The sequence below is a fragment of the Halanaerobaculum tunisiense genome (assembly GCF_054657635.1).
In genome coordinates this window covers 13,819-39,637 of record NZ_BAAHYI010000013.1, presented here as the reverse complement: position 1 = coordinate 39,637, position 25,819 = coordinate 13,819, and the positions used below count along the sequence as shown (strand labels likewise).

Annotated in this window: 22 protein-coding genes, 3 pseudogenes and 1 other annotated feature; of the genes and pseudogenes, 21 read left to right on the top strand and 4 right to left on the bottom strand. The window is 35.0% G+C overall.

Annotated features, from left to right (window positions below):
• Positions 1 to 92: 92 nt before the first annotated feature.
• The 3 genes and pseudogenes from guaB (at position 93) to ACYQ3D_RS10840 (ending at position 2,229) form a co-directional block, all read left to right on the top strand.
• The gene (gene guaB / locus ACYQ3D_RS10850) at positions 93 to 1,556 is read left to right on the top strand and encodes an IMP dehydrogenase (protein WP_459838392.1); all 1,464 of its coding nucleotides are present in this window, start codon (positions 93 to 95) and stop codon (positions 1,554 to 1,556) included.
• A gap of 101 nt (positions 1,557 to 1,657) precedes the next feature.
• A pseudogene (locus ACYQ3D_RS10845) lies at positions 1,658 to 1,984 on the top strand (transposase); the annotation flags it as partial.
• A 71-nt stretch (positions 1,985 to 2,055) separates the two neighbouring features.
• On the top strand, positions 2,056 to 2,229 hold the full coding sequence (locus ACYQ3D_RS10840) for a zinc ribbon domain-containing protein (protein WP_459838414.1): 174 nt from the start codon (positions 2,056 to 2,058) through the stop codon (positions 2,227 to 2,229).
• Between the two features lie 438 nt (positions 2,230 to 2,667).
• On the opposite strand, the gene ACYQ3D_RS10835 is transcribed toward ACYQ3D_RS10840, so the two are convergent.
• Together ACYQ3D_RS10835 and ACYQ3D_RS10830 are read right to left on the bottom strand one after the other, a co-directional pair.
• The gene (locus ACYQ3D_RS10835; RefSeq protein ID WP_459838391.1) at positions 2,668 to 2,910 is read right to left on the bottom strand and encodes a C-GCAxxG-C-C family protein; all 243 of its coding nucleotides are present in this window, start codon (positions 2,908 to 2,910) and stop codon (positions 2,668 to 2,670) included.
• A 33-nt stretch (positions 2,911 to 2,943) separates the two neighbouring features.
• The gene (locus ACYQ3D_RS10830; protein WP_459838390.1) at positions 2,944 to 6,156 is read right to left on the bottom strand and encodes a BTAD domain-containing putative transcriptional regulator; all 3,213 of its coding nucleotides are present in this window, start codon (positions 6,154 to 6,156) and stop codon (positions 2,944 to 2,946) included.
• Between the two features lie 334 nt (positions 6,157 to 6,490).
• On the opposite strand from ACYQ3D_RS10830, the gene ACYQ3D_RS10825 reads away from it, so the two are divergent.
• From ACYQ3D_RS10825 to ACYQ3D_RS10795, 7 genes are all read left to right on the top strand, one after another.
• Positions 6,491 to 7,630: an acyl-CoA dehydrogenase gene (locus ACYQ3D_RS10825; protein ID WP_459838389.1), complete on the top strand. Its 1,140-nt coding sequence runs from the start codon at positions 6,491 to 6,493 to the stop codon at positions 7,628 to 7,630.
• Positions 7,631 to 7,651: 21 nt separating this feature from the next.
• Positions 7,652 to 8,437, top strand: coding sequence for an electron transfer flavoprotein subunit beta/FixA family protein (locus ACYQ3D_RS10820; protein ID WP_459838388.1), 786 nt, complete (start codon positions 7,652 to 7,654; stop codon positions 8,435 to 8,437).
• Between the two features lie 30 nt (positions 8,438 to 8,467).
• Positions 8,468 to 9,655, top strand: a complete 1,188-nt coding sequence (locus ACYQ3D_RS10815; RefSeq protein WP_459838387.1) for an FAD-binding protein — start codon at positions 8,468 to 8,470, stop codon at positions 9,653 to 9,655.
• A 133-nt stretch (positions 9,656 to 9,788) separates the two neighbouring features.
• Positions 9,789 to 10,562, top strand: a complete 774-nt coding sequence (locus tag ACYQ3D_RS10810; RefSeq protein WP_459838386.1) for an enoyl-CoA hydratase-related protein — start codon at positions 9,789 to 9,791, stop codon at positions 10,560 to 10,562.
• 138 nt (positions 10,563 to 10,700) lie between these two features.
• Positions 10,701 to 12,266: an acyl CoA:acetate/3-ketoacid CoA transferase gene (locus tag ACYQ3D_RS10805; protein ID WP_459838385.1), complete on the top strand. Its 1,566-nt coding sequence runs from the start codon at positions 10,701 to 10,703 to the stop codon at positions 12,264 to 12,266.
• A 27-nt stretch (positions 12,267 to 12,293) separates the two neighbouring features.
• Entirely contained in the window at positions 12,294 to 13,595 is a 1,302-nt protein-coding gene (locus tag ACYQ3D_RS10800; protein WP_459838384.1) for a GntP family permease, read from the top strand.
• A 496-nt stretch (positions 13,596 to 14,091) separates the two neighbouring features.
• A complete protein-coding gene (locus ACYQ3D_RS10795; protein WP_459838383.1) occupies positions 14,092 to 14,376 on the top strand; it encodes a PAS domain-containing protein in 285 nt (94 codons plus the stop codon).
• On the opposite strand, the pseudogene ACYQ3D_RS10790 reads toward ACYQ3D_RS10795, so the two are convergent.
• A pseudogene (locus ACYQ3D_RS10790) lies at positions 14,349 to 14,718 on the bottom strand (transposase); the annotation flags it as partial. The gene ACYQ3D_RS10795 and the pseudogene ACYQ3D_RS10790 overlap by 28 nt on opposite strands.
• A gap of 322 nt (positions 14,719 to 15,040) precedes the next feature.
• On the opposite strand from ACYQ3D_RS10790, the pseudogene ACYQ3D_RS10785 reads away from it, so the two are divergent.
• The 9 genes and pseudogenes from ACYQ3D_RS10785 (at position 15,041) to rsmI (ending at position 21,520) form a co-directional block, all read left to right on the top strand.
• A pseudogene (locus ACYQ3D_RS10785) lies at positions 15,041 to 15,987 on the top strand (transposase).
• Positions 15,988 to 16,087: 100 nt separating this feature from the next.
• Positions 16,088 to 16,765: a dTMP kinase gene (locus ACYQ3D_RS10780; RefSeq protein ID WP_459838382.1), complete on the top strand. Its 678-nt coding sequence runs from the start codon at positions 16,088 to 16,090 to the stop codon at positions 16,763 to 16,765.
• 195 nt (positions 16,766 to 16,960) lie between these two features.
• Complete coding sequence (locus ACYQ3D_RS10775) at positions 16,961 to 17,404, top strand: YaaR family protein (protein ID WP_459838380.1); 444 nt, start codon at positions 16,961 to 16,963, stop codon at positions 17,402 to 17,404.
• Between the two features lie 23 nt (positions 17,405 to 17,427).
• Positions 17,428 to 18,420: a DNA polymerase III subunit delta' gene (holB, locus tag ACYQ3D_RS10770; RefSeq protein WP_459838379.1), complete on the top strand. Its 993-nt coding sequence runs from the start codon at positions 17,428 to 17,430 to the stop codon at positions 18,418 to 18,420.
• Positions 18,411 to 19,226, top strand: a complete 816-nt coding sequence (locus ACYQ3D_RS10765; protein WP_459838378.1) for a PSP1 domain-containing protein — start codon at positions 18,411 to 18,413, stop codon at positions 19,224 to 19,226. The genes holB and ACYQ3D_RS10765 overlap by 10 nt, the downstream gene beginning before the upstream one ends.
• A 21-nt stretch (positions 19,227 to 19,247) precedes the next feature.
• Positions 19,248 to 19,598, top strand: coding sequence for an initiation control protein YabA (locus tag ACYQ3D_RS10760; protein WP_459838377.1), 351 nt, complete (start codon positions 19,248 to 19,250; stop codon positions 19,596 to 19,598).
• Entirely contained in the window at positions 19,591 to 20,355 is a 765-nt protein-coding gene (locus ACYQ3D_RS10755; RefSeq protein ID WP_459838376.1) for a tRNA1(Val) (adenine(37)-N6)-methyltransferase, read from the top strand. The genes ACYQ3D_RS10760 and ACYQ3D_RS10755 overlap by 8 nt, the downstream gene beginning before the upstream one ends.
• Positions 20,356 to 20,427: 72 nt before the next feature.
• Positions 20,428 to 20,682 (top strand): GIY-YIG nuclease family protein, encoded by a 255-nt coding sequence (locus tag ACYQ3D_RS10750; protein WP_459838413.1) that lies wholly within the window; start codon positions 20,428 to 20,430, stop codon positions 20,680 to 20,682.
• Positions 20,675 to 21,520: a 16S rRNA (cytidine(1402)-2'-O)-methyltransferase gene (gene rsmI, locus ACYQ3D_RS10745; RefSeq protein ID WP_459838375.1), complete on the top strand. Its 846-nt coding sequence runs from the start codon at positions 20,675 to 20,677 to the stop codon at positions 21,518 to 21,520. Before ACYQ3D_RS10750 ends, rsmI begins: the two co-directional genes overlap by 8 nt.
• A gap of 41 nt (positions 21,521 to 21,561) precedes the next feature.
• Here the strand turns inward: rsmI and ACYQ3D_RS10740 are convergent, their stop codons facing one another.
• Entirely contained in the window at positions 21,562 to 21,813 is a 252-nt protein-coding gene (locus ACYQ3D_RS10740) for an AbrB/MazE/SpoVT family DNA-binding domain-containing protein (RefSeq protein ID WP_459838374.1), read from the bottom strand.
• Positions 21,814 to 22,081: 268 nt separating this feature from the next.
• Between ACYQ3D_RS10740 and ACYQ3D_RS10735 the strand changes: the two genes are divergently transcribed.
• Positions 22,082 to 23,086 carry a DNA double-strand break repair nuclease NurA gene (locus tag ACYQ3D_RS10735; protein ID WP_459838373.1) on the top strand — a complete coding sequence of 335 codons (1,005 nt, stop codon included), beginning with the start codon at positions 22,082 to 22,084 and terminating at the stop codon, positions 23,084 to 23,086.
• A 185-nt stretch (positions 23,087 to 23,271) separates the two neighbouring features.
• Positions 23,272 to 25,116 carry an ATP-binding protein gene (locus tag ACYQ3D_RS10730; protein ID WP_459838372.1) on the top strand — a complete coding sequence of 615 codons (1,845 nt, stop codon included), beginning with the start codon at positions 23,272 to 23,274 and terminating at the stop codon, positions 25,114 to 25,116.
• A 318-nt stretch (positions 25,117 to 25,434) separates the two neighbouring features.
• Positions 25,435 to 25,647, top strand: a binding site (T-box leader).
• Positions 25,648 to 25,819 lie beyond the last annotated feature (172 nt).

Here is a 25,819-nt window from a genome sequence, read left to right as displayed (position 1 = left end):
ATGTCCTGGTTATGTTTAGGACTGTTTTGTTTAGTAGAGGGAATTAGTAATTAATAGCCAGTAAATAATAAGATAATAAGGAGGAATTAAAAATGGAGAATAAACTAGTAAAAGAAGGTTTAACTTTTGATGATGTGTTATTGCTACCTGATCATTCCGAGGTATTACCTAAAGAAGTTGATACTAGCACTTATTTAACTAAGAATATTAAACTAAATATTCCTGTCTTAAGTGCTGCTATGGATACTGTAACAGAAGCTGAGATGGGGATTGCTATGGCTCGCCAAGGTGGTTTAGGAATTATTCATAAAAATATGACTGTTCAAGAACAAGCGGCTGAAGTGGATAAAGTCAAACGATCTGAGAGTGGAGTGATTGTAAATCCTTTTTCCTTATATCCTGAAGATGAAGTTCATAAGGCAGAGCAGTTAATGTCTAAGTTTCATATTTCGGGAGTGCCAATTGTTGCTGAGGATAATGAGTTATTAGGGATTATCACTAATCGAGATTTACGCTTTGAGAAGGATTATGAACAACCAATTAAGAATGTAATGACTAAAGAGGATCTAGTTACAGCACCTGTTGGTACAGATTTAGAAGGGGCTAAGGAAATATTACAAGAGCATAAGATTGAAAAGTTACCATTAGTTGATGAGGATAATATATTGAAAGGATTAATTACAATTAAGGATATTGAAAAAGCAAGAAAGTATCCTAATGCTGCTAAGGATGAACAAGGTAGATTATTAGCAGGGGCTGCTGTAGGAACAGGTGATGATGCTCGAGAGAGAATTGCTGCTTTAGTAGAAGCTGAGGTTGATATATTAATTATTGATACGGCTCATGGTCATTCCCAAAAGGTAATTGCTATGGTGGAAGAGATTACAAATAAATATCCTGACTTAGAAGTTATAGCTGGTAATGTAGCTACTGCTGAAGCAACTAAGGCTCTAATTGAGGCTGGTGCTAATGCAGTTAAGGTAGGAGTTGGCCCTGGTTCTATTTGTACTACTAGAGTTGTAGCTGGAGTGGGAGTGCCTCAGGTTAGCGCCGTTTATGATTGTGCTCAGGCAGCAGCTGAATATGATACTCCTGTTATTGCTGATGGAGGAATTAAATATTCGGGAGATGTTGTTAAAGCTTTAGCAGCAGGTGCATCTACAGTTATGTTAGGTAGTTTATTAGCTGGTACAGAAGAGGCGCCTGGGGAGAAAGTAATTTATAACGGTAGAAGCTTTAAGGTTTATCGCGGTATGGGGTCTGTAGAAGCAATGAAAGAAGGTAGTAAAGACCGTTACTTCCAGGAAGAGAAGCAGAAGTTAGTGCCCGAAGGTATAGAAGGACGTGTGCCTTATAAAGGAGAAGTAACTGACTCGATTTATCAATTAGTAGGTGGTTTGCGCTCAGGAATGGGTTATTGTGGTACTGCAACTATTACCCAATTGCGGAAAGAAGGAAAATTTGTTAAAATTACAGGTGCAGGATTAAAAGAAAGTCATCCTCATGATATAAAAGTAACTAAAGAAGCACCAAACTATAGTTTTGATCAAGAGTAGTTAATTATTGGCCCTCATTATGAGGGCCAATTTTAATTGTTAGGATAAATTATAACCAGGAGGAATTTTATGTTGTGAAAGTTAGTGGTAATTGAAGGAAAATAGATACTTACAATAATGATAAAGTTTTAACTATAGATTTAGGTCAAGTACATCCCATGGTAATTTTTGATGCTCAGCAATCTATTATCTATAATGGTGGTAAATTAAAATCATTTATTCGATTTCGTAATAAAGAGTTAGATAAATTGCAGCAAAAGATATCTAAGTGCCAAAAGTACTCTAAACACTGGAATAAACTCAATCGTGGTAAGCAGAAACTTCTGCTTAAAAGCAAAAACAAGATTATGGATGTGTTGAAAAAATACACAAGCCACCTTGTTAGCTACTCAATTAAGCAAAATGTTTCTACTATCGTGATTGGGGATATTCAAGGAATTAGAGAAAATATCTTTAGTGCAAAGGGTAACCAAAAACTGCTACTACTCAAACATGTCCTATATACGGTAAAAAACATAAACCACAAAATAGAAACTATAACTGTCCTAAATGTAATTTTAAATACCACAGGGACGGAGTTGGATCTATTAATATCTTTAAAAAGTATACAATCGGTACTTTAGAGGGTAAATCCGATTGGTTAGAAGGCGTATTGAATCAGATATACCTCTAATTCAATTAGTTGCCAAATTGAATGGAACTCTAGACCTTTCAGTCGGGGAGTTGCAGTGTAAAGTCAGTTTGGAAGATAGTCTTGAACTATCAAGAATCCTCGTTTGTGACCGTAGGGAACGGGCGGGGAGGATGTCAAGAAGTCTAGGGATTTCTGATGAGGAAGCTACAAAGATTGGCAACTCACGGAAAGGATACTGGCACTTATTGAAAAGCCAACAGTTACACAAAATCCTTAATAATCAATTTTGGGCTAAACTGGGTCTTGTTAATCTGATAGTTATATATTCAGAACACCGTCAATAGTTTGAACCAACCGCCATTTACCGAATGGTACGAGTGGTGGTGTGAGAGGACGGCGGAGAAACTCCGCCTCCTACTCAATTCATTGCTCTTTAGTTAGATCTTCTAATTAATTCATCTGTAAGAAATCTCTCCATCACCCAGGCGGTAAATCTTCAATCATTGTCACGCAGTGTTGAAAGCGTTCTCTGCTTTTAAATTCATCAAAATCACTAGTCAATACTCGACAGCAAGTAGAGCCGTATTTTTCCTTAATATAGTCATGTAAATCAGAGCTAACAGAAAAAGCTGGGCCGATGGAAGTGCCTGGTTTGGTTCTACCGTACTTAAATCCAGGGGCCATAACTCCTCTGCCTCTTTTTTGTTTTGCTGTCTTCATTTTTAATCTTCTCCTTATTTTATTCATCAAGCTCTATTTAATCTGTTTATATAACCGCTTTATTTCGGGAGCAGGTAAGACATCTAATTTATTCTTTAATACCTGCTCATATTTATTATAAGTATGGACGAACATAGGTCGTTGATTTAATTGACGGTAAATTTTCATCTTAATTACATAAGCATTCTCCCAACAGTCATCGACTTCTAAGATTCTGTTAGCAATTCGAAGGGCATTTTGAAACTCTTGTTGAGTATAGTAGTGGTCCATCAATTCATCTGCTGTATTTAAGAAGATATTCTTAAGCCGCTGTCTTTCTTCTCTCATACCGTCTAGATAGAGAGTGTCGGCAAAAAAGTCATCTTGATAGACATTGAGAGCTGATTCATAGTAATGGACTTTCTCTTCTGGTTTAAATGCATTATTACCGCGTTCAATTAACTTTTCGAACTTATCGCAGTCTATACAGTAACAGGCCTTTTTATTTAAGCCGTAAGAAGAATCGCGGCGGATAATAAAGAAGGGATCTTCTTGGGATTTGCGGTTTGGTTCTAAAATCTTGTTTAGATGGTTTAGAGTAACATAGAAATTACTATAGGCCTTTTCTTCCGTTGATTCGGGCCAAATGGCAGAATAGATCTTTTCTTTAGGAATTAATTGACTGCGGTTGACAATGAAGAGCTGTAATAACTCCTTCGCCTTTTTGCGATTCCAGGTTTTATCCTTAATTTTTAAGCTACCGCGCCAAACCTGCAGATTGCCGAAGGTCTTAAGGCCGAGGGTATAGCCGGGATGCCGCGGTAGTTTATTAATATCGAATTTATTAGGCATTAAAGCTGAAATATAATCAGATTTTATGCCACGTTTAGCAGCTTCTAATAATACCGGCATAAATTGTGCTGGATCGAGACTGGCTAAAAAGCTAGCATTAAAGAATAAGAAGTTATAATTATACTCGGCAGTAATATTAAATAAGCTTTTAGTTAGCTGAGTAAAGTTATTCCAGTCTTTCTGTTGATAAGCGATAAGCGATAACCATAGTTTACTGATTGCCTTGCCTAAGTGATTTTCATTTGTGGTAAAGAAGTTGTTAACCTGTTTAAATAATTTTTTTGCTTTTCCTAAATTTTCGCTAAAGTAGGAATTAATGCCTAAAGTAATCTTGAACATATGGGCCATCCATTCATCTCCAGCTTGACGACAGATTTTAATCCCTTCTTGAGCATAATCAAGACTTGAATTAGTGCTGCCATAAAAGCCTTCAAAGAAGGATAAACCTAATAAGGCTTCTGCTTTAGATCGGGGTAGATCAATTTCTTCTGCTAATTCAATTGATTTGTGATAGCATTCACGTAGTTTAGTAGAGTATTCTTTATTTCTAGTATATTGAAAGTATAGTTGATAAGCATGACCCAATCGGGCTTGACTAACGGCTTTAATGAGAGGAGAATTAAACTGATTTCCTAGTTCTATACCTTGCTTAGCATATAACTTAGCCTTTTTAGTCTTACCTTGTAAACTATAGATTAAAGAGAGCAGCAGTGGAGCTTCTTTATAAGAATTATGGGTTCGATTCTGCTTTTTTGTCGCGTCTAGATTATCTTTTAGAATAGATTGGGCTTCATCTAACTGTCCAGTTCTTAATTTAATCCAACTGAGAAGATTACTATTCTGTAACTTATTACTATTAGTTTGCTGGATTCTATCCTGTAATTCTGCTATTTTATTGAGTTGGCCGGAATTAGCTTGGTTTTCGGTTTTCATTTTTAAGAGAGTTATGTTATCTTCTGCATCAGTTTCAGTAATTAATTGCTGAAACTGATTGAGATATTGAGCCGCTAAATTTGGTTGAATAGTATTTAAATAGAGTCTGCTTAATCTAGTTAAAATTTTATTTAGGTTTGTTTGGTTATTATCTGTTTCGAAGAAATTTTGTGCCTGTTTGTAAGCTGTAACGGCTTGATCAAATCTGCTGGTAAAACGATATATATCTCCTAAATAGAGATATAATAATGGATAATCGGAAAAAATCTCTTCTGGGAGTTGATTTAGAATTGTCAGTAGTTCGTTATAGTTCATTGATTTTAAGAGTTTATCGGCAGTTTGAATAACTAATTTAGCTGTCTGTTCATAATTATTAGCATGTAGACTATGATAGAGGGCATTGGCTTCTTCTTCTAGCTCTAAAAAGAGGTCGGCAGCCGACTGATGCAGCTTCTGGTAATCAAATTTTGCTGCTCCCTTGTTTTGTAAAAGTCTATGTAACAGATAGTGGTAGCTGTAACTGCCATCTTCTAGATTAGAAATAAAGAATTCATAGTCAGAAAGTTCATTGAAGATCTTCTGCGAATGATCAATTCCTAATAATTGGTTACAGATATCAATACGCGGCTGCTTTAGAATTGCAGTTTGGAAAAGGAAATTCTGAATTTCTTCGGACTGGGGAAGTAGAATTTCGGCTGTTAAGTATTGGAATAATAAATTTAGATATTCACTTTCCTCGGAGAATAATTCTTTAAGCTCTGTATCTAAAGAACTGCCTAATAAGTCTAAAGCTAATATCCAGCCCTGAGTCTTATTATAGATCTCATCAATTTCTGTTTTACTAAATTGGCGACTATATTGGTCGCTAAAGAAGTACTTGATTTCGCTGGGGTTGAGAGTTAAAAGATTTTCATCAATCGTTAGAACCTGCTGTTTTACTCTCCAGTGGTTCCATTCGGCAAACTGCATCTCTTTTCTACTATTGATAATTAAATGTAGATTAGGTGGTAATGACTTAATAAAGTAGGCTAATAGATTAGAAATATCTTGATTTTCAATTACTAAATGAAAATCATCGAGGACTAGAAATGATTCTTGACTCAATTCAGTCATTAAATTGTTGGTGAATTGAGTAATTAACTGCTCTAGATTAAGCTGTTGTGAATCACTTTTGGTTAATAATTTGATTTCTTCTGCACCAATATTCTCATTTTGAGCCTTAAAAGCGTAGAAGAGATTAAGCAGAAAGTGACTTGTATCTGTATCGTTGTTATCGATGCTGTACCAAAAGAAGTTATTGGGATAATTCTTAGTTAAGAAAAAGGCTATGGAATTGCTTTTGCCGTGGCCGGGACCGGCTTTAATAACTGTTAACGGATAATCTTTAATCTGAGCATATTTACTCCAGAGTCGTTTCTGCTTCCAGGAATTTTTATTAGCTAGAGACGGATTAAACTTTGTCATTGCAATAGTATTTTTCATATTCACCCTCTCCTTCCATTATATCAAATCATTATATCATTATATATGATATAATTCAATTTTATATAAAATAAAACCATTTTTGTGCATTTAATTATACAATGTTCCATAAAACTATTTTTAAAATTAATTTTTTTAATGATAAAAAAACAGGAACGAGATGGTGCTGGCTGCTGGAGAGCAGGATAGTTTTTATTTAAGTGAAATTTAAATTAAATTTAAGTGAGAATTAAATTAAAATTAAACTTAATTTAAAGCATTAATACTATAATTTATGTGAAGATAATTTAGGAAGTTTTCTTAAATTGATTTAAAATATAAAGGAGGATAAAAAATGGATTTTGAATTAACTGAAACACAGAAGATGATTAAGAAGGCAATAGTGGATTTTGCAGAGAATGAGGTAGAACCAATTGCAGAAGAAATTGATAAAACAGAAGAATATCCTACAGAAAATATGAAGAAGTTAGGGCAAGCGGGTATGTTAGGTATTCCTTTTCCAGAGAAATATGGAGGAGCAGGTGCAGATAATTTAAGTTATATTATAGCTGTTGAAGAACTTTCCTATGCTTGTGCTTCGCATGGAATATCTGTTTCGGTTCATACTTCTCTATGTGCTGATACAATTTATAAACACGGAAATGAAGAACAAAAAGAAGAATATCTTACTCCATTAGCTAGTGGTGATAATATAGGCGCTTTTGCTTTAACAGAACCAAGTGCTGGAACAGATGCAGGTGGTGTTAAAACTACTGCAGAATTAGATGGAGATGAGTATGTACTTAATGGTAGTAAAATGTTTATTACTAATGGTGGTGTAGCAGATACACTTGTAATTTTAGCTTTGACAGATCCAGATAAAGGTGCTAAAGGTATGAGTGCTTTTATTGTTGAAGCTGATATGGATGGATTTAAAGTAGGTAAAAAATTAGATAAAGTAGGTATTAATGCTTCTGATACTAGAGAACTTATTTTTGAAGATTGTCGTGTGCCCAAAGAAAATCTATTAGGAGAAGAAGGCGATGGATTTAAAATTGCTATGCAAGCTCTTGATGGCGGTAGAATTGGAGTTGCTGCTCAGGCTTTAGGAATTGCACAAAGAGCTTTAGATGAATCAGTTCAGTATGTTAAAGAAAGAGAACAATTTGGTAGACCAATTGGTAAATTCCAAGAAAATCAATTTAAATTAGCAGAAATGAAAATGAAGATAAGAGCAGCAAGAAACTTAGTTTATGAAGCAGCTTATACTAAAGATAATGAAAAACGGTATTCTGTAGAAGCTGCTGAAGCTAAAGCTTTTGCTTCAGATATAGTTATGGATATAACTAGAGAAGCTATTCAGTTACATGGTGGTTATGGATATATGGAAGAATATGTTGTAGCAAGATTATATAGAGACGCTAAAATCACAGAAATTTATGAGGGAACAACAGAAGTAATGAAAATGGTTGTTTCTGGTGACTTAATGAAGTAAGTTAAGGAGGGAAATAAATTAATGAATATTGTTGTTTGTGTCAAACAAGTGCCAGATACAAATGAAGTTAAAATAGACCCTGAAACTGGAACTTTAATTAGAGAGGGAGTTCCTAGTATAATCAATCCGGAAGATAAAAATGGAATTGAAGAGGCAGTTAGATTAAAAGAAGAATATGGCGGGAAAGTTACTGTTATAAGTATGGGCCCTCCACAAGCAAAAGAATCATTAAAAGAAGCATGGGCTATGGGAGCAGATGAGGCTATTTTAGTTAGTGATCGTGCTTTTGCTGGAGCTGATACATTAGCTACATCTTATACCTTATCTCAAGCAATTAAAAAAATAGGCGATTATGATATTATTTTCTGTGGTCGACAAGCTATTGATGGAGATACAGCTCAGGTAGGTCCACAGATTGCTGAAAATTTAAATATTCCTCAAGTGACCTATGCTGATAGTCTTGAGTTAGATGATGAACAAGTAAGAATAAAAAGAGTATTAGAAGATGGTCACAGTATTATTAAAACTAACCTACCTGTCTTAGTTACAGTATTAGGTACAATTAATGAACCACGGTATCCATCAGCAATGCGAATTGTTAAAGCTAATAACTCTGATAAGATAAAAGTTTGGAATGCAGATGATATAGATGCTAATGAGGATAAGTTAGGATTAGATGGTTCTCCAACTTGGGTTCATGATACTTTTGTTCCAACTCATGAAGCTAAAGGAGAAATGTTAGAAGGAGATAAGGAAGAACAGGCTAAAACTTTAGTTGCCAAACTAAAAGAAGACAAAGCAATTTAACTTTGGGAATTTGGGGGTGAAAGTAAAAACATGCTAGAAATCATAGCAGAAAAATGTACAGGATGTGGTGTTTGTGTAGACGAATGCCCATTCAATGCTTTAAGTATGGAAGAAAATACTGCAGTAGTTGATGAAAACACATGTACACTTTGTGGAGCTTGTGTTGATAGTTGTGAATTTGATGCTATTAAAATGGAAGAAAAGGAAACAACGGATGTTGACTTATCTGCTTATGAGGAAGTTTGGGTTTTAGCTGAGCAACGTGATAATGAATTGCTAAAAGTATCCTCAGAATTAGTTAGTGAAGGGAGAAAACTAGCTGATAAGTTAGATACAGAGTTAGCTACTGTACTATTAGGTTCTGATGTTAAGGATCAAGCTCAGGAATTAATTGCTTATGGTGCAGATAAAGTATATCTTGCTGAAGATGAAAAATTAAAGAATTATCAAACAGGGGTTTATACACGAGTAATTAGTGATTTAATTGAAGCTAAAAAACCTGAGATTGTTTTAATAGGAGCTACTAATAATGGGCGTGATCTAGCTCCTCGTGTATCCAATAGAGTAAAAGCTGGTTTAACAGCTGATTGCACAGAGTTAGATATTAATGAAGAAGATGATCTTTTATTACAAACGCGTCCAGCTTTTGGTGGCAATTTAATGGCAACAATTGTTTGTCCTAATAATAGGCCCCAAATGTCAACAGTAAGACCAGGAGTTATGGAACAAGTCGAGCCAGATTATAATCAGCAAGGAGAAATAATAGAGTTTGATTATACTATCGATTCTCAAGATATCTGGACTGAGATTGAAGAGATAATCAAGGATGCTGGTGAAGGAATTCAACTAGAGGATGCTGAAATTATAGTTGCTGGTGGTCGAGGTGTCGGTAGTCCGGAAGGATTCGATGTGATTGAGGAATTAGCAGATGTATTAGGTGCTGAAGTAGGTGCTTCCCGAGCAGTAGTAGATGAAGACTGGATTCATAAGGAACACCAGGTAGGGCAGACTGGTAAGACAGTCAAGCCTAAGCTATATATTGCCTGTGGAATCTCCGGTGCTATTCAGCATAGAGCTGGAATGCATAATTCTGAGTATATTGTTGCGATCAATACTGATGAAGAGGCTGAAATCTTCGATGTTTGTGATTATGGTATTGTAGGAGACTTACATGAAATTGTTCCTGAATTAATTGAAGAAATTAAAAGTAATAATTAGCAAAAATCAATAATATAATTATGTATAGAAAGGATAGTCCTTAAAATTTAATGTATCTTAAATTAAGGACTATCCTTTTATTTATTGATTTTTTAATTATTTATCTTAATATTAAAGAAAGGATGATATTAAAATGTCATTAGTAAAAGTAGAATCTAAAAAAGAATGGGCAGTTGTTAGAATTAATCGTCCTAAAGCATTGAATGCATTGAGTGAAGATGTGTTAAAAGAGTTAAGTGCGACTATGGATGAACTGAAAGAAGATGATGAAGTTAAGGCTATTGTCATTACTGGAGAAGGTAGGGCTTTTGTTGCTGGAGCTGATATTGCTGCTATGAAGCCGATGAACTGTATTGAGTCTAAGGAGTATTCTAAACTGGCTCAGGAGATATTTGCTGATATTGAAGACTGTGCTAAGCCAGTTATTGCCGCAATCAACGGTTTTGCTTTAGGCGGCGGATGTGAGTTAGCTATGGCTTGTGATATAAGAATTGCTTCAGAAGATGCCCAGTTTGGTCAGCCAGAGATTACGTTAGGTATTATCCCTGGCTTCTGTGGTACACAGCGCTTACCTAAATTAGTAGGCGAAGCACAGGCTAAAGAGATGATCTTTACTGGTGAACATATCAGTGCTAATAAAGCATTAGAAATTGGTTTAGTCAATGATGTTGTAGCTGGTGATGAATTAATGGATACAGTAGAAGAATTAGTTGCTAAGATAGTAGATAAGTCAGCAGTTACTCTTAAACTTGCTAAGGAAGCAATTAATACTGGCTTAGAAATGACAATTGCTGATGGTAGTGTAATTGAACGTGATCTATTCGGTATCTGTTTTGATACTGGAGATCAGACTGAAGGTATGGATGCTTTCTTAAATAAGAGAGATCCCGAGTTTAAAGACAAGTAATTTTTATTAGGATCTTGTGAATAACAGAACTATTATTAAAATTTAGTTATAAGCTTACTGCCTGACTAGTTAGTCGGGCGGCTTTGTTATCGGCAGAGTCATCCGACTAGGGCAGTAAAAATAAATAGGAGGGTTATTATGGCTAACAACAAAGTTGTTGAGCTTGAAGAAGCGATAAATATGATTGAAGATGGGGCGACAGTAGGAACTAGCGGATTTGTATCCTTTGGACATCCCGAAGAGATCAGTGCCGGCTTAGAAGAGAAGTATCAAGAAACTAAGTCACCGCAGGATTTAACTTTAGTCTATGCTGCTGGACAGGGAGATGGAGAGGACCAAGCAATTAATCACTATGCTTATGAAGGTTTGATTAAGCGAGTGATTGCCGGCCACATGGCTTTAGCGCCGAAGATTGGTAAGTTAATTAATAATAATAAGATTGAGGCTTATAACTTTCCGCAGGGAGTAATGAGCCATCTTTTTAGAGATATTGCTGCCGGTAAACCCGGGACAATTACTCATGTTGGTCTGAAGACCCTAGCTGATCCGCGAGTTGAAGGTGGTAAGCTAAATGATGTTACTACTGAAGACTTAGTAGAATTAATGGAGGTGGGAGGCGAAGAATATCTTAGATATAAGCCTTTCTCTCTTGATATAGTATTTTTGAAAGGGACAACTGCTGATGAAAAGGGTAATATTACGATTGAAAATGAAGTACTGCCTTTAGAACTGCTTTCTATGGCCCAAGCTGCGAAAAATTCAGGCGGTAAAGTCATAGTTCAAGTGGATAGAATAGCCCGAACAGGAAGTTTAGATCCTAATGATGTTGTAATTCCCGGCATTATGGTTGATGCAGTAGTTCTTAATAAGAATTCCAAAGATCAATATGATGAGGTGTGTAATGCAGCTTACAATGGTGAAATATCAGTACCATTGGATTCATTAGATCCTTTGGCTTTGAATGAGCGGAAGATTATTGCTAGAAGAGCTGCTATGGAGTTAATTCCGGATTCTATTGTTAATTTAGGTATCGGGATGCCGGAAGGTATTGCAGCCGTAGCTTCTGAAGAAGGCGTTAGTGATGAAATGCATCTAACTGTAGAGGCAGGACCAATTGGTGGAATTCCAGCCGGCGGTTTAGACTTTGGAGCTTCAACTAATCCGGAAGCGATACTAGACCAACCTTATCAGTTTGACTTTTATGATGGCGGAGGTTTGGATGTTGCCTTTTTAGGACTGGCTCAGGCTGATGAAGAGGGGAATGTTAATGTTAGTAAGTTTGGTCCTAAGATTGCCGGTGTAGGTGGGTTTGTAAATATTACGCAGAATGCTCAGAAAGTAGTCTACTGTGGTACCTTTACAGCTTGTGGTCTAGAAGTTGAGGTAGCTAGTGGTCAATTAGAGATTATAAATGAAGGTGATATTAGTAAGTTCGTAAATGAAGTAGAGCAGATTTCTTTCAGCGGTGAATACGCATCAGAAATCGGCCAAGAGATTCTATATATTACTGAACGAGCTGTCTTTGAACTATCGGAAGAAGGAGTAGTATTAACTGAGGTTGCTCCAGGAGTTGACTTACAAGAGGATATTATTGATCAAATGGGCTTTGAACCGATTATAGCTGATAATCTAGAGGAGATGGATGCTAGAATCTTCAGCGATGAATTAATGAATATTGCACCAGATATTAAGGCCAACGGTTAATATTCAAATTTAGGAGGGAATTAAAAAATGGATGTATTAATCTTACCAATTCTATTAGTAATGTTTGCCATTTTAGCCTTCAAAAGAGTTAGTGCACCACTATTAGGACCAATTGTGACTATAACTCTTATTTTAGTACTTGGATTACCGATGTATGATACTATGTTAGGGCCTTACATGGCAGAAGCAGCGGGTTACTTTAAGAAGTTCTTCCTGATCTTCTTAACTGGTGCCTTATTTGGAGCGGTGATGGAGGATACAGGAGCTGCTAAGTCGATAGCCCATTTTATTATTGATAAAACCGGCAATCGCTGGGCAGCACCGATGATTATGATTATTACTGGAATCTTGACTTATGGAGGAATCAGCGGTTTTGTTGTCTTCTTTGCTATGTTCCCTCTTGCAATACAGTTATTTAAGGCGACTAATATTCCGCGGAGATTGATTCCAGCAGCTATTTCGTCTGGAACTTGGACCTGGTCGATGAATTCACCAGGAACGCCGGCGATTCAGAATATTATTCCGATGAAGTATCTAGGGACTGGACCTACTGCTGCCTTGATTCCAGGGATTGCTTCCGGGCTATTACAGTTTATACTTATCTTTGCTTTTCTAGAATGGCGGGGTAGGTATTATAAGTCAAAGGGACTTACCTTTGATTCTGATCCAACGTCACTGGAGTTAGTTGAGACTAAGTCTGAAGCTGAAGACCATGATTTACCGCATCCGGCTTTAGGGGCTATTCCCTGTATCTTGATTCTAGTCTTATTTAATTTGTTCCGAGTTCCTGTTGAAGGTTCAGTAGCTATTGGTGTAATTGTAGCCATGATTCTCTTGAAAGATTACGTAAATGGTATTGGAGACTGGATCGATACCTTAAATAAAGGAACGCACAACTCGGCAATTGCTATCTTAAATACAGCAGCAGTAGTCGGTTTTGCCGGAGTAGTTAAGACTACAACTGGCTTTGAGAAGATTATTGACTGGCTAAGGGACTTAAATATGAGTCCGCTGTGGTTTGTAGCAGTTACTGCTGCGGTTGCCGCTGGTGTAGCTGGGTCTGCTTCGGGAGGACTAGCAGCAGCCTACTCTGCCTTAGGAGATACTTATAGGTCGCTAGGAATTCGAATGGAGTATGTGCACAGAATATCGGCTATTTCCGCCGGAATTATGGATACCTTACCGCACCAAGGTGCTTTAATTACACTATTAGCAATCTGTAAATTAACTCATAAAGAAGCCTATTTTGATGTTGCTATAACACAAATCTTAATCCCTTTTATTGCTGTAGCAACTGCTGCTATTCCATTATGTGCTATGGGACTATAATTGAGTAGAGAAGATAGAGCTAGATTACAATTCAGTAAGGATTATGCTCCCCAATTTTGGGGAGCTTTTTTGTTTAATTCATGATAACTGTTAATATAAAATGTTAGGATCTCGTTAGGAATATAAGAGCAATAATTATAGAATTATTTATGGTTAACGACTAGAAAAGTTAAATTTTTCATCCAGAGTAAGTTTTAGAATGTATCTTTTACTTTAGATTGGATTATCATTTTGCAGGGAAAAGATAATTAATGTAGAAAAATACAAATGAAGATTAAATAATATGTTACTAATTTATTAGGCTGGTAGAGCTATAAAGTTTATAAAATAGTAATTAGTTTAAATCAAATTGAGAATGCTTTAATTGAATGTAGAGGAGTTAAGTTTTAAAAGATATGTAATATTTTTATTTATGCTGAAGGATATGGTCGAGTTTGTTCTTAAGTTTTCATTAGAGTATCCCGGTCATTCATCTGATGAAAAAAGATGATTTATCATGAGAGTAACTTCTTTTGCTGGAAAAGGGTCTCATAGTGTAGTAATGAGTCATGAAAATATAACCACTAGGAAACTAGCTGAACAAACTTTGAAAAAAAGCGAAGAGAAATTTCGCAAATCTGTTGAAAATGCAAATGATATTATCTATACTTTATCATCTGATGGAATTTTCATCTATGCATCTCCAATTAAGGCTGATTTAATAGGAGATGATCCTGCGAATGTAGTTGGTAAATCATTTAAAACTTTTGTACATCCAGAGCGGGACACCTCTAAAACCTGACACATCTTCACCACAGTAAATTGATCACTGTGATCCCTGATAAAACTGCAAATTACTTCGCTTCGTTCGAAAAGATGCTTATGGCCTTTTTAAAATATCATGCTCTGTTTTAGTTTAGCATCTTTTAACTCTTTTTTTAATTTCTTTTTGTTCAGGAGTTAATTTTTGTTTACCATTGCCTGGAAAGGTAAGATCACCTTTTTCTTTGTATTCTTGACTCTATCTAACTAAAGTACCATAAGGTATATCTAAATTTTCAGATACATCTTTAACTGTTTTATCTGATCCATTAGATAATCCAACAGCATCTTTCTTGAACTCTTCTGTATATGATCTTCTTTTTTCCCAATTGTAGCACCTCTGTTGCTTCTATTATATCGCTTAACTGGGTGTCTAACAAATTGGGGAGGGTCATTTGTAATTGAAGCTAGCATAAATTCTCTTATGTGCTTTAAAACTGGTTTAGAATAATAAAATTCTAAATTATATTTCTTAAAAAATGTCAATCCAAGAAATTAAAGAACCATATTTTATAAATTTATTTAGATATATATAGGTTGTTGAATAAAAGATTTTTCCAATTCAAAAAAAGGAAAAGTCGCTCCCTTTCTAGTAGTACATCAGGTGACCAAACCCAACTCTAGAAAGAAAGGAGCGACTAGAAATGATTATATCACCTGAAGTACTAAAAGAAAACACCTTCTATCAAATTTGTTCTAAAATAGATAAAATTTATTATAAAAAGTTTAGCTCCCAAGAGAATACAAAACGAGGTAGACCTAAAAAATATTCAGATTTACAACTTATAAAGTGCTTTCTATATAAAATTAAGAATAGAATTTATTGCTTAAGAGAATTAGAAACTAAACTTAAAGAAAATCCATTAATCCTTGGAATTATTGGACTTAATGAAGTACCAGATCATTCTACATTATGTCTTCGACTTGGGGAGCTTGAAGATAAAAAACTTGATATGATTTTCAAGCTAACTATTTCAAAATTAAATCCTGATACCAGAATAAATTCCATTGATTCTACTGCTTTAAGAAGTTCTAAATTTGATTCTGAAGCTAAAAAAGGTTATTCAACTAGATTAAAATGGTATAAAGGATATAAACTACATCTTATATGCTCAAATGACTATATTCCTTTAACTTTTAAGATAACCACTGCCAATGTTTATGATAATACTTATGAAATTTGTGAAAATCTATTAAAAGAATTGAAAGAATATAATCCATTTATACTACTAGGAGATGCAGGTTATGATAGTGCTAAATTATTTAGATTATCAGAAAAACTTAAATTTAATCTGTTAACTGATATAAACCTTAAAAATGCTGATTCTATAGAGAATTTTACTGATCAATGTAGAATAGAAAATGCTAATCATTTTAATTCTCCAATGGGAGAAAAGATATATAGTAATAGAACAACTATTGAAAGATTATTTTCTATATTGAAAGAAAGATATAATTTAGAAAGCCCAAGATTATATGGTTTCAGGAAATATAAAAGCATGTTACTTGGACGATTTTACTTTATCTAGTTGAAAAGTTAATTGATAAAGAACAAGGGATAACCAATAATAAATTCCCTTGGAATAGATAAATCAAGTGAATAATTAGAAATTAAAATCTTGATTATTCACTTTTGGAGTTTGCTAAATTAATTATTCAACAAGGTAAGATATATAAGAAAGGAGTTTTTTATGAAAGGTAAATTGATCGTATTGGAATCGGGTACAGATGCAAGCGGTAAAAAGACTCAGTCGGATAAATTATATAAGAGATTACTTGAGGAAAATAGAGAGGTTCGTAAGGTTGAGTATCCTAATTATAAAAGTAAATCCTCTGCTTTAGTAAAGATGTATTTAAATGGAGAGTTTGGTGATAAAGCAGATAGTATAAACCCTTATGCTTCGTCTACTTTTTTTGCTATAGATCGATATGTCTCTTTTCAGAAAGAGTGGCGAGACTTTTATGAAGAGGGAGGGGTTATTATAGCTGATAGGTATACAACGTCTAATATGGTTCATCAGGCGGCTAAATATGATGGTATAGAAGAAAAGGAGGAATATCTTGATTGGCTATGGGATTTAGAGTTTAATAAGTATGAACTTCCTATTCCAGATTGTGTAATATTTTTAGATGTACCACCAGAACAAAGTATGAAATTAATGAAAGATAGAAAAAATAAATTTACTGATGGTGAAGAAAAAGATATTCATGAACGTGATTATGAATATTTAGAAAAATCATATAGCACTGCTTGTTGGATAGCGGAAAAATATGATTGGGAACTAGTTGAGTGTGTTGAAGAGGGTCAGTTAAAGTCTATTAAGCAAATCCATAACGAAGTTTATGACCTAGTCCAGAAAAAAATATAATTTTTTGGTATTAAATCTGGTAGTTAGCATTAGTTTACAAAAAGGAGTTTTCTTTTTTTTGTTTAGATGATATAATTATAACTGATGCTTACCAATTATAGTGTATATATAGTAGAAGGTTGGAAGAATATCCCCTATATTTAGTGGTTAAGGGTTGTGATAAATTATATTTCTATCTTATAGAAAGGGGATAAGATGAAGATTCAAAATAGCAAAGCTAAGAGTCAATTTAACAAATCAATTGGTTCTAATCAGCAGATTAACCAAGTTAAAGGTAAGAATATTACTTTTTTAGAGGAACTTAAGCAAGTACATGGGACAGAAGCTAAAGCTAAGTTGGATGAGTTATTAGGATTGATTGATAAGCAAGGGGAAAAATTAGCTGAACATCGGACTTTTAAAGAGTTAGTTAAATATAAAAAGATGGTGCAAAATTTTGTTAATGAGGCTGTAGAGAAGATGTATCAAGTGAAGGAAGATTATAGTCCTACCCAAGGAAAAGTACAGACTATAGTCAAATCAGTGGATGGTTCTTTAGAAGAGTTAACAAATTTAATTGTAGATAACCAATCAGCTCAGTTGGATATTTTAGATCAGTTAGATGAAGTGCGAGGATTATTAATTGATTTGTATAGATAATTCTCCGGAAAGGAGAGTTGCGGATGTCATTTAATCAAGTAGTAGGTCAGGAGTTAGCAGTTTCCATTTTACAGAATTCTCTCCAACAGGATAGATTAAGTCATGCTTATTTATTTTCAGGGGTTACAGGAGTTGGTAAGAATAGAGTAGCTGTTGCATTTGCTAAGGCAATTAATTGTAAGGAACAAAAACAAGATGCCTGTGGAGAATGTATTTCCTGTCGTAAAGTGGATAGTGGTAATCATCCTGATATTAAAGAGTTACACCCTGATGGTAAATCAATTAAGATTGCTCAAATCAGATCTTTTCAACAAGAAATTGTTTATAAACCTTACGAAAGTAAGAAAAAAGTTTATATTATTCATCAAGCAGAACAGATGACAGCTGAGGCTGCTAGCAGTCTACTAAAGACTTTAGAGGAGCCGCCTGAACATGGGATTATTATTTTATTAACTAATAATGTGGACCATTTATTACCTACAGTTATTTCTCGGTGTCAGTTAGTCCGGTTTAATAGAGTAGCTAATAGATTAGTAGCTAATAAATTAGAACAGGATTATCAGTTACCTGAGCAAAAACGTGAACTGGTTACTTCTCTAGCTGCCGGACGAATGAAGAAAGCAATTAACTTAGTAGAGGATGAAGCTGGTTTAGCAAAGCGAGAAGAGATTATGGAGTTAGTAACCTCTCTGACTGATATAGATAGATTAGAGATTTTTAAGTTAGTAGAAAAAATGTTAACTTATCAGGATTCAATTGCAGAAGTATTGAATTCTATTTTAACTTGGTATCGAGATATATTATTATGTAAATTAGAAGAGACAGCTAAGGTGATTAATGTTGATTATCTACCTCAATTACAAGCAGAAGCTATTGAATTAACTTTAGATCAAGTAGAAGAAATAATAGAATTAGTGGAAACAACAAAGAATAAAATTAGACAAGCTAATGTTAATTTACAATTATCTTTAGAAGTTTTATTGCTTAAATTAAGGAGGTGCCAGGTTTGCAAGTAGTAGGAGTTAAATTCAAAGAAGCAGGTAAAATATCTTATTATCAAGTTCAAGATACTGAATTGAGTCTAGAAGATAAGGTCGTAGCAGAGACTATTCGGGGTTTAGAGATTGGAGAAGTTGTTAATCCTGGGCAAGAAGTTGATCCTGATGAGTTTGATCATTCTATTGACTCTATTAAGCGGAAGGCTACATTAAAAGATTTACAACAAGCTAAAGAGAATGAAGAAGCTGCAGCAGAAGCTTTTGATATTTGTTTAGATAAAATTGCTGAACATGATTTACCAATGAAGTTAGTTGATTCTGAGTACACGCTAGACCAGGGGAAACTTTTATTTTACTTTACAGCTGATGATCGAGTTGATTTTCGGGAATTAGTCAAAGATCTAGCTGCTATCTTTAAGACTAGAATTGAATTAAGACAGATTGGAGTTAGAGATGAAGCTAAAATGAATGGGGGCTTAGGCCCTTGTGGAAGAGAACTGTGTTGTTGTAGGTTTTTAAGAGATTTTGAGCCGATTTCAATTCAGATGGCTAAGGAACAGGATTTAGCTTTAAATCCTAATAAGATTTCTGGTATTTGTGGGCGCTTGATGTGTTGTTTAAAATATGAGGAGAATAACTACCAGACTATTAAAGAAGAATTGCCTGATTTAGGTACTAAAGTAGAGACTGAATTTGGAATTGGCCAGGTAACAGATAGAAATGTAGTTAAGGAAACGTTAAAAGTTGATTTAGGTAAAGAAGAGGAAGTAGAAGTTAAAGCAACAGATATAGAAGTAGTGGCTAAAACAGATGAGGATCAGTAACTTGAGTTAGGAGGTAAAAGGGTGGAAGAGATTATTAGTTTGTTGGCCCATTTTCAGGAACAGTTACAGGTTTTAAATGATGATTTTCAAAAGGTAAAGAATACAGTATATGATATGTATAAGGAAAATAAGAATCTAAAAGAGGAAAATGAAGATTTAAAGAAGTTGTTATTTGAGAAGGAAGAGGAAGAAACAGCAACTCAAGCAGATGATGAAGAACATAATTTATCACGGTTATACGAAGAAGGATTTCATGTTTGTCATCTTAATTTTGGTGAAGCCCGAGAGGGAAGTTGTCTCTTCTGTGCTGGTCTGTTAGATGAAGAAGAAGAGGCCACTCCTGTTGACCAGGAGGAAGTTAGTAGTGAGTGAGATTGAGTTACAACCTAAAGAGAGGTTAGATGATCTATTACTTGATGGTTTAAAGTTGATTCAGCATCCTGATCACTTTCGTTTCTCTTTAGATGCTGTTTTACTGGCTAATTTTATTAATCCTAAATGCGAGTCGCAAGTGTTAGATTTAGGAACAGGTACTGGAGTGCTGCCCCATCTATTACAGGCCAAATATGATCTAGCTGATATCTGGGGGATTGATATCCAACAGGAAGTAATTGATATGGCTCAGCGTAGTGCTAAGTATAATGGATTACAAACAAGATTGAACTTCCTGCAACTTGATTTAAAAGAGGCTTTGGATTATTTTGGTTCAGAAAGTTTTAATTATATTGTCAGCAATCCTCCCTATTTAAAAGTGGATAGTGGTCAGGTAAGTCCTCACCAAGAAGTAGCTATTGCTCGCTGTGAACTGAAATGTAGCTTAGAGGATGTAGTTAAAACTAGTAACCAGCTAGTTAAATATGGAGGCCAGGTGGCCTATGTTTATAGAGCTCAGCGCTTAGCTGAGTTATTAGCATTAATGGAGGAGTATAATTTAGCTTGTAAACAGATGAGATTAATTCATTCTACTCAGGATAGTCCAGCTAAATTAGTATTAGTAGAAGCAGTTAAAGGAGGAGGCAGTGGCTTGGAAGTAGTACCTCCTTTAGTTATTTATGATGACCAGGGGAATTATACCCCAGAGATCAAAGAGATTTATTATCCAGCTAGAAAGGAGGAAGTTGATAGTTGATAGTGTATAGTTGATAGATAATAGAGGAATATTAATTACAGAAGTTTGTTTTATCAGCTATCAATTATTATTATGGCTCATTATACTTATATACTACAATGTGCTGATAATACTTTGTATACTGGTTATACTACTGATCTGCAGCGAAGAGTAAGAGAGCATAATCAAGGAACAGGGGCTAAATATACTAGAGGTAGAACCCCAGTTAAACTCTGTTATAGTGAAGAGTACTCTACCAGAAGTCAAGCTCAACAACGAGAGTATGCTATTAAACAGTTATCACGCCAAGCTAAGTTAGAGTTGATAAAGGAGGATGGAAATGACTGAAGGAACTTTATACATCTGTGGAACGCCAATTGGAAATTTAGCTGATATTACTTTACGAGCTTTGGATACTTTAGGAGAGGTTGATCTAATTGCAGCGGAAGATACTAGGCGGACAAGTAAGTTACTTAATTATTACGATCTAGATACTCAATTAACTAGCTATCATGAACATAATGCTGATACTAAAAAACAAAAATTATATAATAAATTACAAACCGGGAATGATATAGCTTTAGTTTCTGATGCTGGTATGCCTGGAGTTTCTGATCCAGGTTATAAGCTAGTTAACTTATTAAGAGAAGAAGAAATGTCTATTAAAGTTATTCCCGGGCCAACTGCTATGACTAGTGGTCTAGTTACTTCTGGTTTAGCAACAGACAGATTTGCTTTTGAAGGGTTTTTGCCTCGCAAAAAACAAAAGCGACAGCAGTATTTGCGACAGTTAACTGGAGAAGAAAGAACTATCATCTGTTATGAAGCTCCACATAGGTTACAAAAAACACTACAGGATATCTGGGAGATTCTAGGTGATAGACAAGTAGCTGTTTGTAGAGAATTAACTAAGAAATTTGAGGAAGTACTTACTAGTCCAGTTAGTGAGTTAGTTACTTATTATCAAACTAATAAACCCCAAGGAGAAATTGTTTTAGTTTTAGAAGGGGGAGTTAGCAACTCTAGTCAAGAAGAGTGGAAGGATTTATCTATTTTAGAGCATGTTAAGACAGAGATGGAAGAAGGATTGACGAAAAAAGAAGCAATTAAAGAAGTAGCTCAAGTAAGAGATTTACCTAAGAGTGAAGTCTATCAAATTGCTACTAAAATTAGAGTTAATAGATAAAGAGAGTGGCTAGCCACTCTCTTTATAACTTATATAAGTTGTTAAGCTGAAATAGAATCAACCATTTCCTCTAAGCAATCAGGACAGATATTTTTTCCTTTAAAGTTCTCGATATTTCCTGCATTGCCACAAAAGATACAAGCCGGTTGATATTTTTTAAGGATGACCTTCTCCTCATCTACATAAATTTCTAGAGAATCTTTAGTTTCGATATTTAAAGTTCTTCGTAGTTCGACAGGGATTACAATTCTACCTAGCTCGTCCACTTTTCTTACAATACCAGTTGATTTCATTTTTATTCCTCCTTATAATTTAAATTATAAAGTTATATTCCAGTATTCGACATTTATTACAATTAAATAATAACATGAATTCCAACAAAAGTCAATAGATAGAATAAATTTTATAAAAGATATTTTTTTCGACAAAATACATAAAAATTATACTAGTTTTTGGTTATTAAGTCAACCAGGAATTATTTTCCTTGAACCAGGGAATAATACACTGGTCTAGAAATTATGATATAGATGTTATTTATCCAATTTAGAAAGAGGGGATGTTATGTTAGAGGTAAGTCCTGAATTAAAAGATTCCTTACAGGATTGTAACCAGAAACTACAAGATAAGTATCAGCACCAATCTAATTTAACAGCAGTAGAACTAAAGGAATTAATCACTAAGCAAGTTGGAGAGTTTAGTCTAATAAAAGAGCTAGATAGTGAAAGATTACAGGAGTGGACAAGCCAAGGGCCAATTATAGGAGTGGATGGTTCAGTGAATACTACTGGCAAGGTTTATCCCCATTATATTACTCTATTACAGGCTTTAGCTAAAAGTTCCACTGGAGAAGAAGATATTATCAACCATGAGATCTTTAGTCCGCTTATAGCTGAGGATAAAGAAAAAATATTTAAGAAAATAAATAAAGAGGGGAATCAAAATGCTCAAGAAGTAGCTGGTAAGATTAGAACTTCTTTGTTAGCTGCTTTAGAGATTAAAGTGGCTCAGCAGGCAATTATAGAGTATGATCCCCAAATGGTAATGATGGATGGTTCCTTGATTAGATACTATCATCAAGCTGAGGATTTATGGCAACAGTTAGTTGATTGGGCTTTAGAGAAGGAAGTCTTACTGGTAGGAGTGATTGAGGAAATAGCAACTCATCAGTTAAGTCAATCATTGGAGGATGAGTTACCATCTCCTATGCAGGATATGTATGATAGAGAATTACTATTTGGTTTACTAAAGCCTGGAGAAGGATTATATTTTGATTCCCAGATTGAGTTTAAGCCTGGTTTAGAGACAGTATTTTTGAGAAGCTCTCAGGACCCTGGAGTAATTGGAGTTGACCTATTAGAGGAACAACAGGATCAGTTAGAGTTTGCAATCCAAACAGTCTATTCTCTAACTCCTCAAACAGGGCGCGGGATTCCTATCTGGTTGGATATAGTGGATAATGAAGTCCGGCTTACAGACCAGATGATAGAAGTTTTACTGGATAATTATTTAGCTGAAACTATTAAGCAAAGATTATTCCATTCTAAACGGCAGGATAGGATCTTTTAGGACAGCTGTCTGTCGTCTGTTATCTGCTGTCTGCTATGAGCTGTGAGCTATGAGTCTTGAGTCAATTTAAAATCAAAAACATAGTGATTATAAGGTTCAGTTTTTGAATTTAAAGGGCTTGAATTAGCCCATAGCACACAACACACAGCACATGACACACAACTAAAATTTCGCGAGGTGGTAAGATGCAAGTAGTCGGTTTGACTAATCAACAGGAAGTTTATGTAGCTTCCCAAGAACATAAATTCCGGATTAATGAGATGTTAAAGATCAAAGACAAGACTTTAAATCAGCCCTTAGGAGAAGTAGTTGAGACACAATCCTATAATCGGTATATTCCGTTATCAATTAATAATAGTTTTGTTGATCAAGGAGTAATTGAATCTTTAGAGAGTATAGGCTATAATATTTCAGAAGATGAGATTAATATTGCTAAGGTAAGGTTATTAGAGGAAGCTCCTTATCCGATTCAAACGGGGTCTACAGTAGAGATTCCTGAATTTAATGAGGTTAAAGATTTACTAGTTAAAGAGAATCCAACTGATGGTCTAGTATTAGGGGTGATTAAAGGGACTGAAGAGTTAGCTACAGGTATGGATGATAATTTACAAGGGATTGCTCCTTTATTAAAGGATGAACAGGTGGTAGAACAACAGGGCGTGCCCTTTAACTTTAAACTAAAGGCTATGCACCAGTACCCTCATATTGGGATTATTGGTGGGTCTGGTTCTGGTAAGTCCTTTGGGATGAGAGTTATTCTAGAAGAACTGATGAAGTTAGAGATTCCTACTATTGTTTTTGACCCTCACTTTGAGATGGACTTTAGTGATTCTTTTCCTGGACTAGATTCAGAACACGAAGAAGATTTTAGTGATTATTTTGTTCAGTACCAGATAGGTTATGATGTGGGAGTTAACTTTGCGGATTTATCGACTAAAGATTTAACTGAATTATTATCAGCTTCTGATAACTTAACTAATTCCATGGTTAATGCAGTCCAGAAGTTACACCAGAAACGAGATAGTCTACTGAGTTTTAAAAGTCGACTCCAAGACTTGCAACAAGCCCAGGAGTTAGGTCGGAAAAGAATTGAGCGTGATTTAAAGAATGGAGCTGTTAGTAGTAACCAAAAAGAGGAGTACGAAACTTATAAAGCATTATTAGATGCTTATGGTGATTTACCTGCTAGTTCAGTTAATGGTTTAGGTTGGCGGTTAGGTCGTTTAGAAAGAGAAGGACTATTCAGTCATAGTATTAATCAGATTGAAGCAGCAATTAGAGGGCGTAAATTAGCAGTTATCCAAGGGCCAATCTGGCTCTTACAGGTCTTTGCTACTTATGTGTTAGGTAGTTTATATCGAAAACGCCGCCAGTATAAAGATGCCCAACATCGCCAAGAAGAGGCAGATTATTTTCCTCCTTTTGTAGTCGCTACAGATGAAGCCCATAATTTTGCTCCCAAAGGACAAGATGCTCCAGCTAATAAGATTATTAAGGAGATGGCTCAGGAAGGAAGAAAGTATGGTACCTTTTTAATTTTAGCTACTCAACGTCCTACATTATTAAATGAAACGGTAACTGCTCAGTTAAATACTAAATTTGTCTTTAGAACAGTCCGGGCTACTGATATTGAGACGATTAAACAGGAAACGGATTTAACCCCTGAGGAAGCTCAACGACTACCTTATCTGCGGTCAGGAGATACTTTTGTTTCTTCAGCTATCCTAGGTAGGACTATGTCAGTTAGGATCAGAGTAGCTAAGACAACAAGTCCCCATACGGAAAATCCGTTTGCTGAATTAGAGGCTAAGAGTCAACAGCAAGAAGAAGAGTTATACCAGGCAATTATTGCTAGTTTGCCGATTGATAGCGTTAACATTCTCTCTAAGTTAGAGGAAATTAATGAGCGATTAACTATAACTTTAGACCGGGAGAGATTATTAGAAGAATTGGATAATTTAGCTGACAAAGGAAGGATAGAAGTAGCAGACTCACCATTAGGTGATAAAATTTATCAAGAAAATCAATAATTATTAGAATTTGAATATTTATCAGTAATAGTATACAATAATAATGTAAAATAAGAAGGGACTAGTTGAAAACTAACTAATATTTTTGATTTGAAATTAGGTTTGCGAGTTAAATTTGTAGTATTTAAGGTAATTTATTTGCTTATATTTCTACGATGAGATATTTATTGATATTAATGACAAAGTTAATCAATTAGTAGTTAAGGATATAGACTTGTATCAGGATTAATTTCTGGTATCTACTTGACAAAGGTAATATCCTAATGTATATTTTTAACTGTAGTTTACATAATAAATAATAAATTAAAAATTAAGATGATAACAGCAAGGAAGGGAAGAGTAGGTGTCGAAGTTAGCTACAGAGAACTAGGGGTAGTTGAGAGCCTAGGCTAAACAAGACATTGAAGATGGTCCTGGAGCTAGATAGTCGAAATTTAAGTAGGCTATTATCGATTGGCTATCGTTAACAGCTCTTAAGTAGTCAGTTATAGACTGACAACTAGGGTGGTACCGCGGCCTCTCGCCCCTAAGGGTGAGGGGTTTTTTAGTTTATTTGGAGTATGAGTCGTGAGCAGATCTTCACGGAGAGTCCAAAGGACTCGTAGGAAGTCAAATTCAAAACCATAGCCCAATCCTACATTCCAGCGACCCACGGCTGTGTCACCGCAGGTGAGACAATATATCAATTAAATTTCATTGTAAA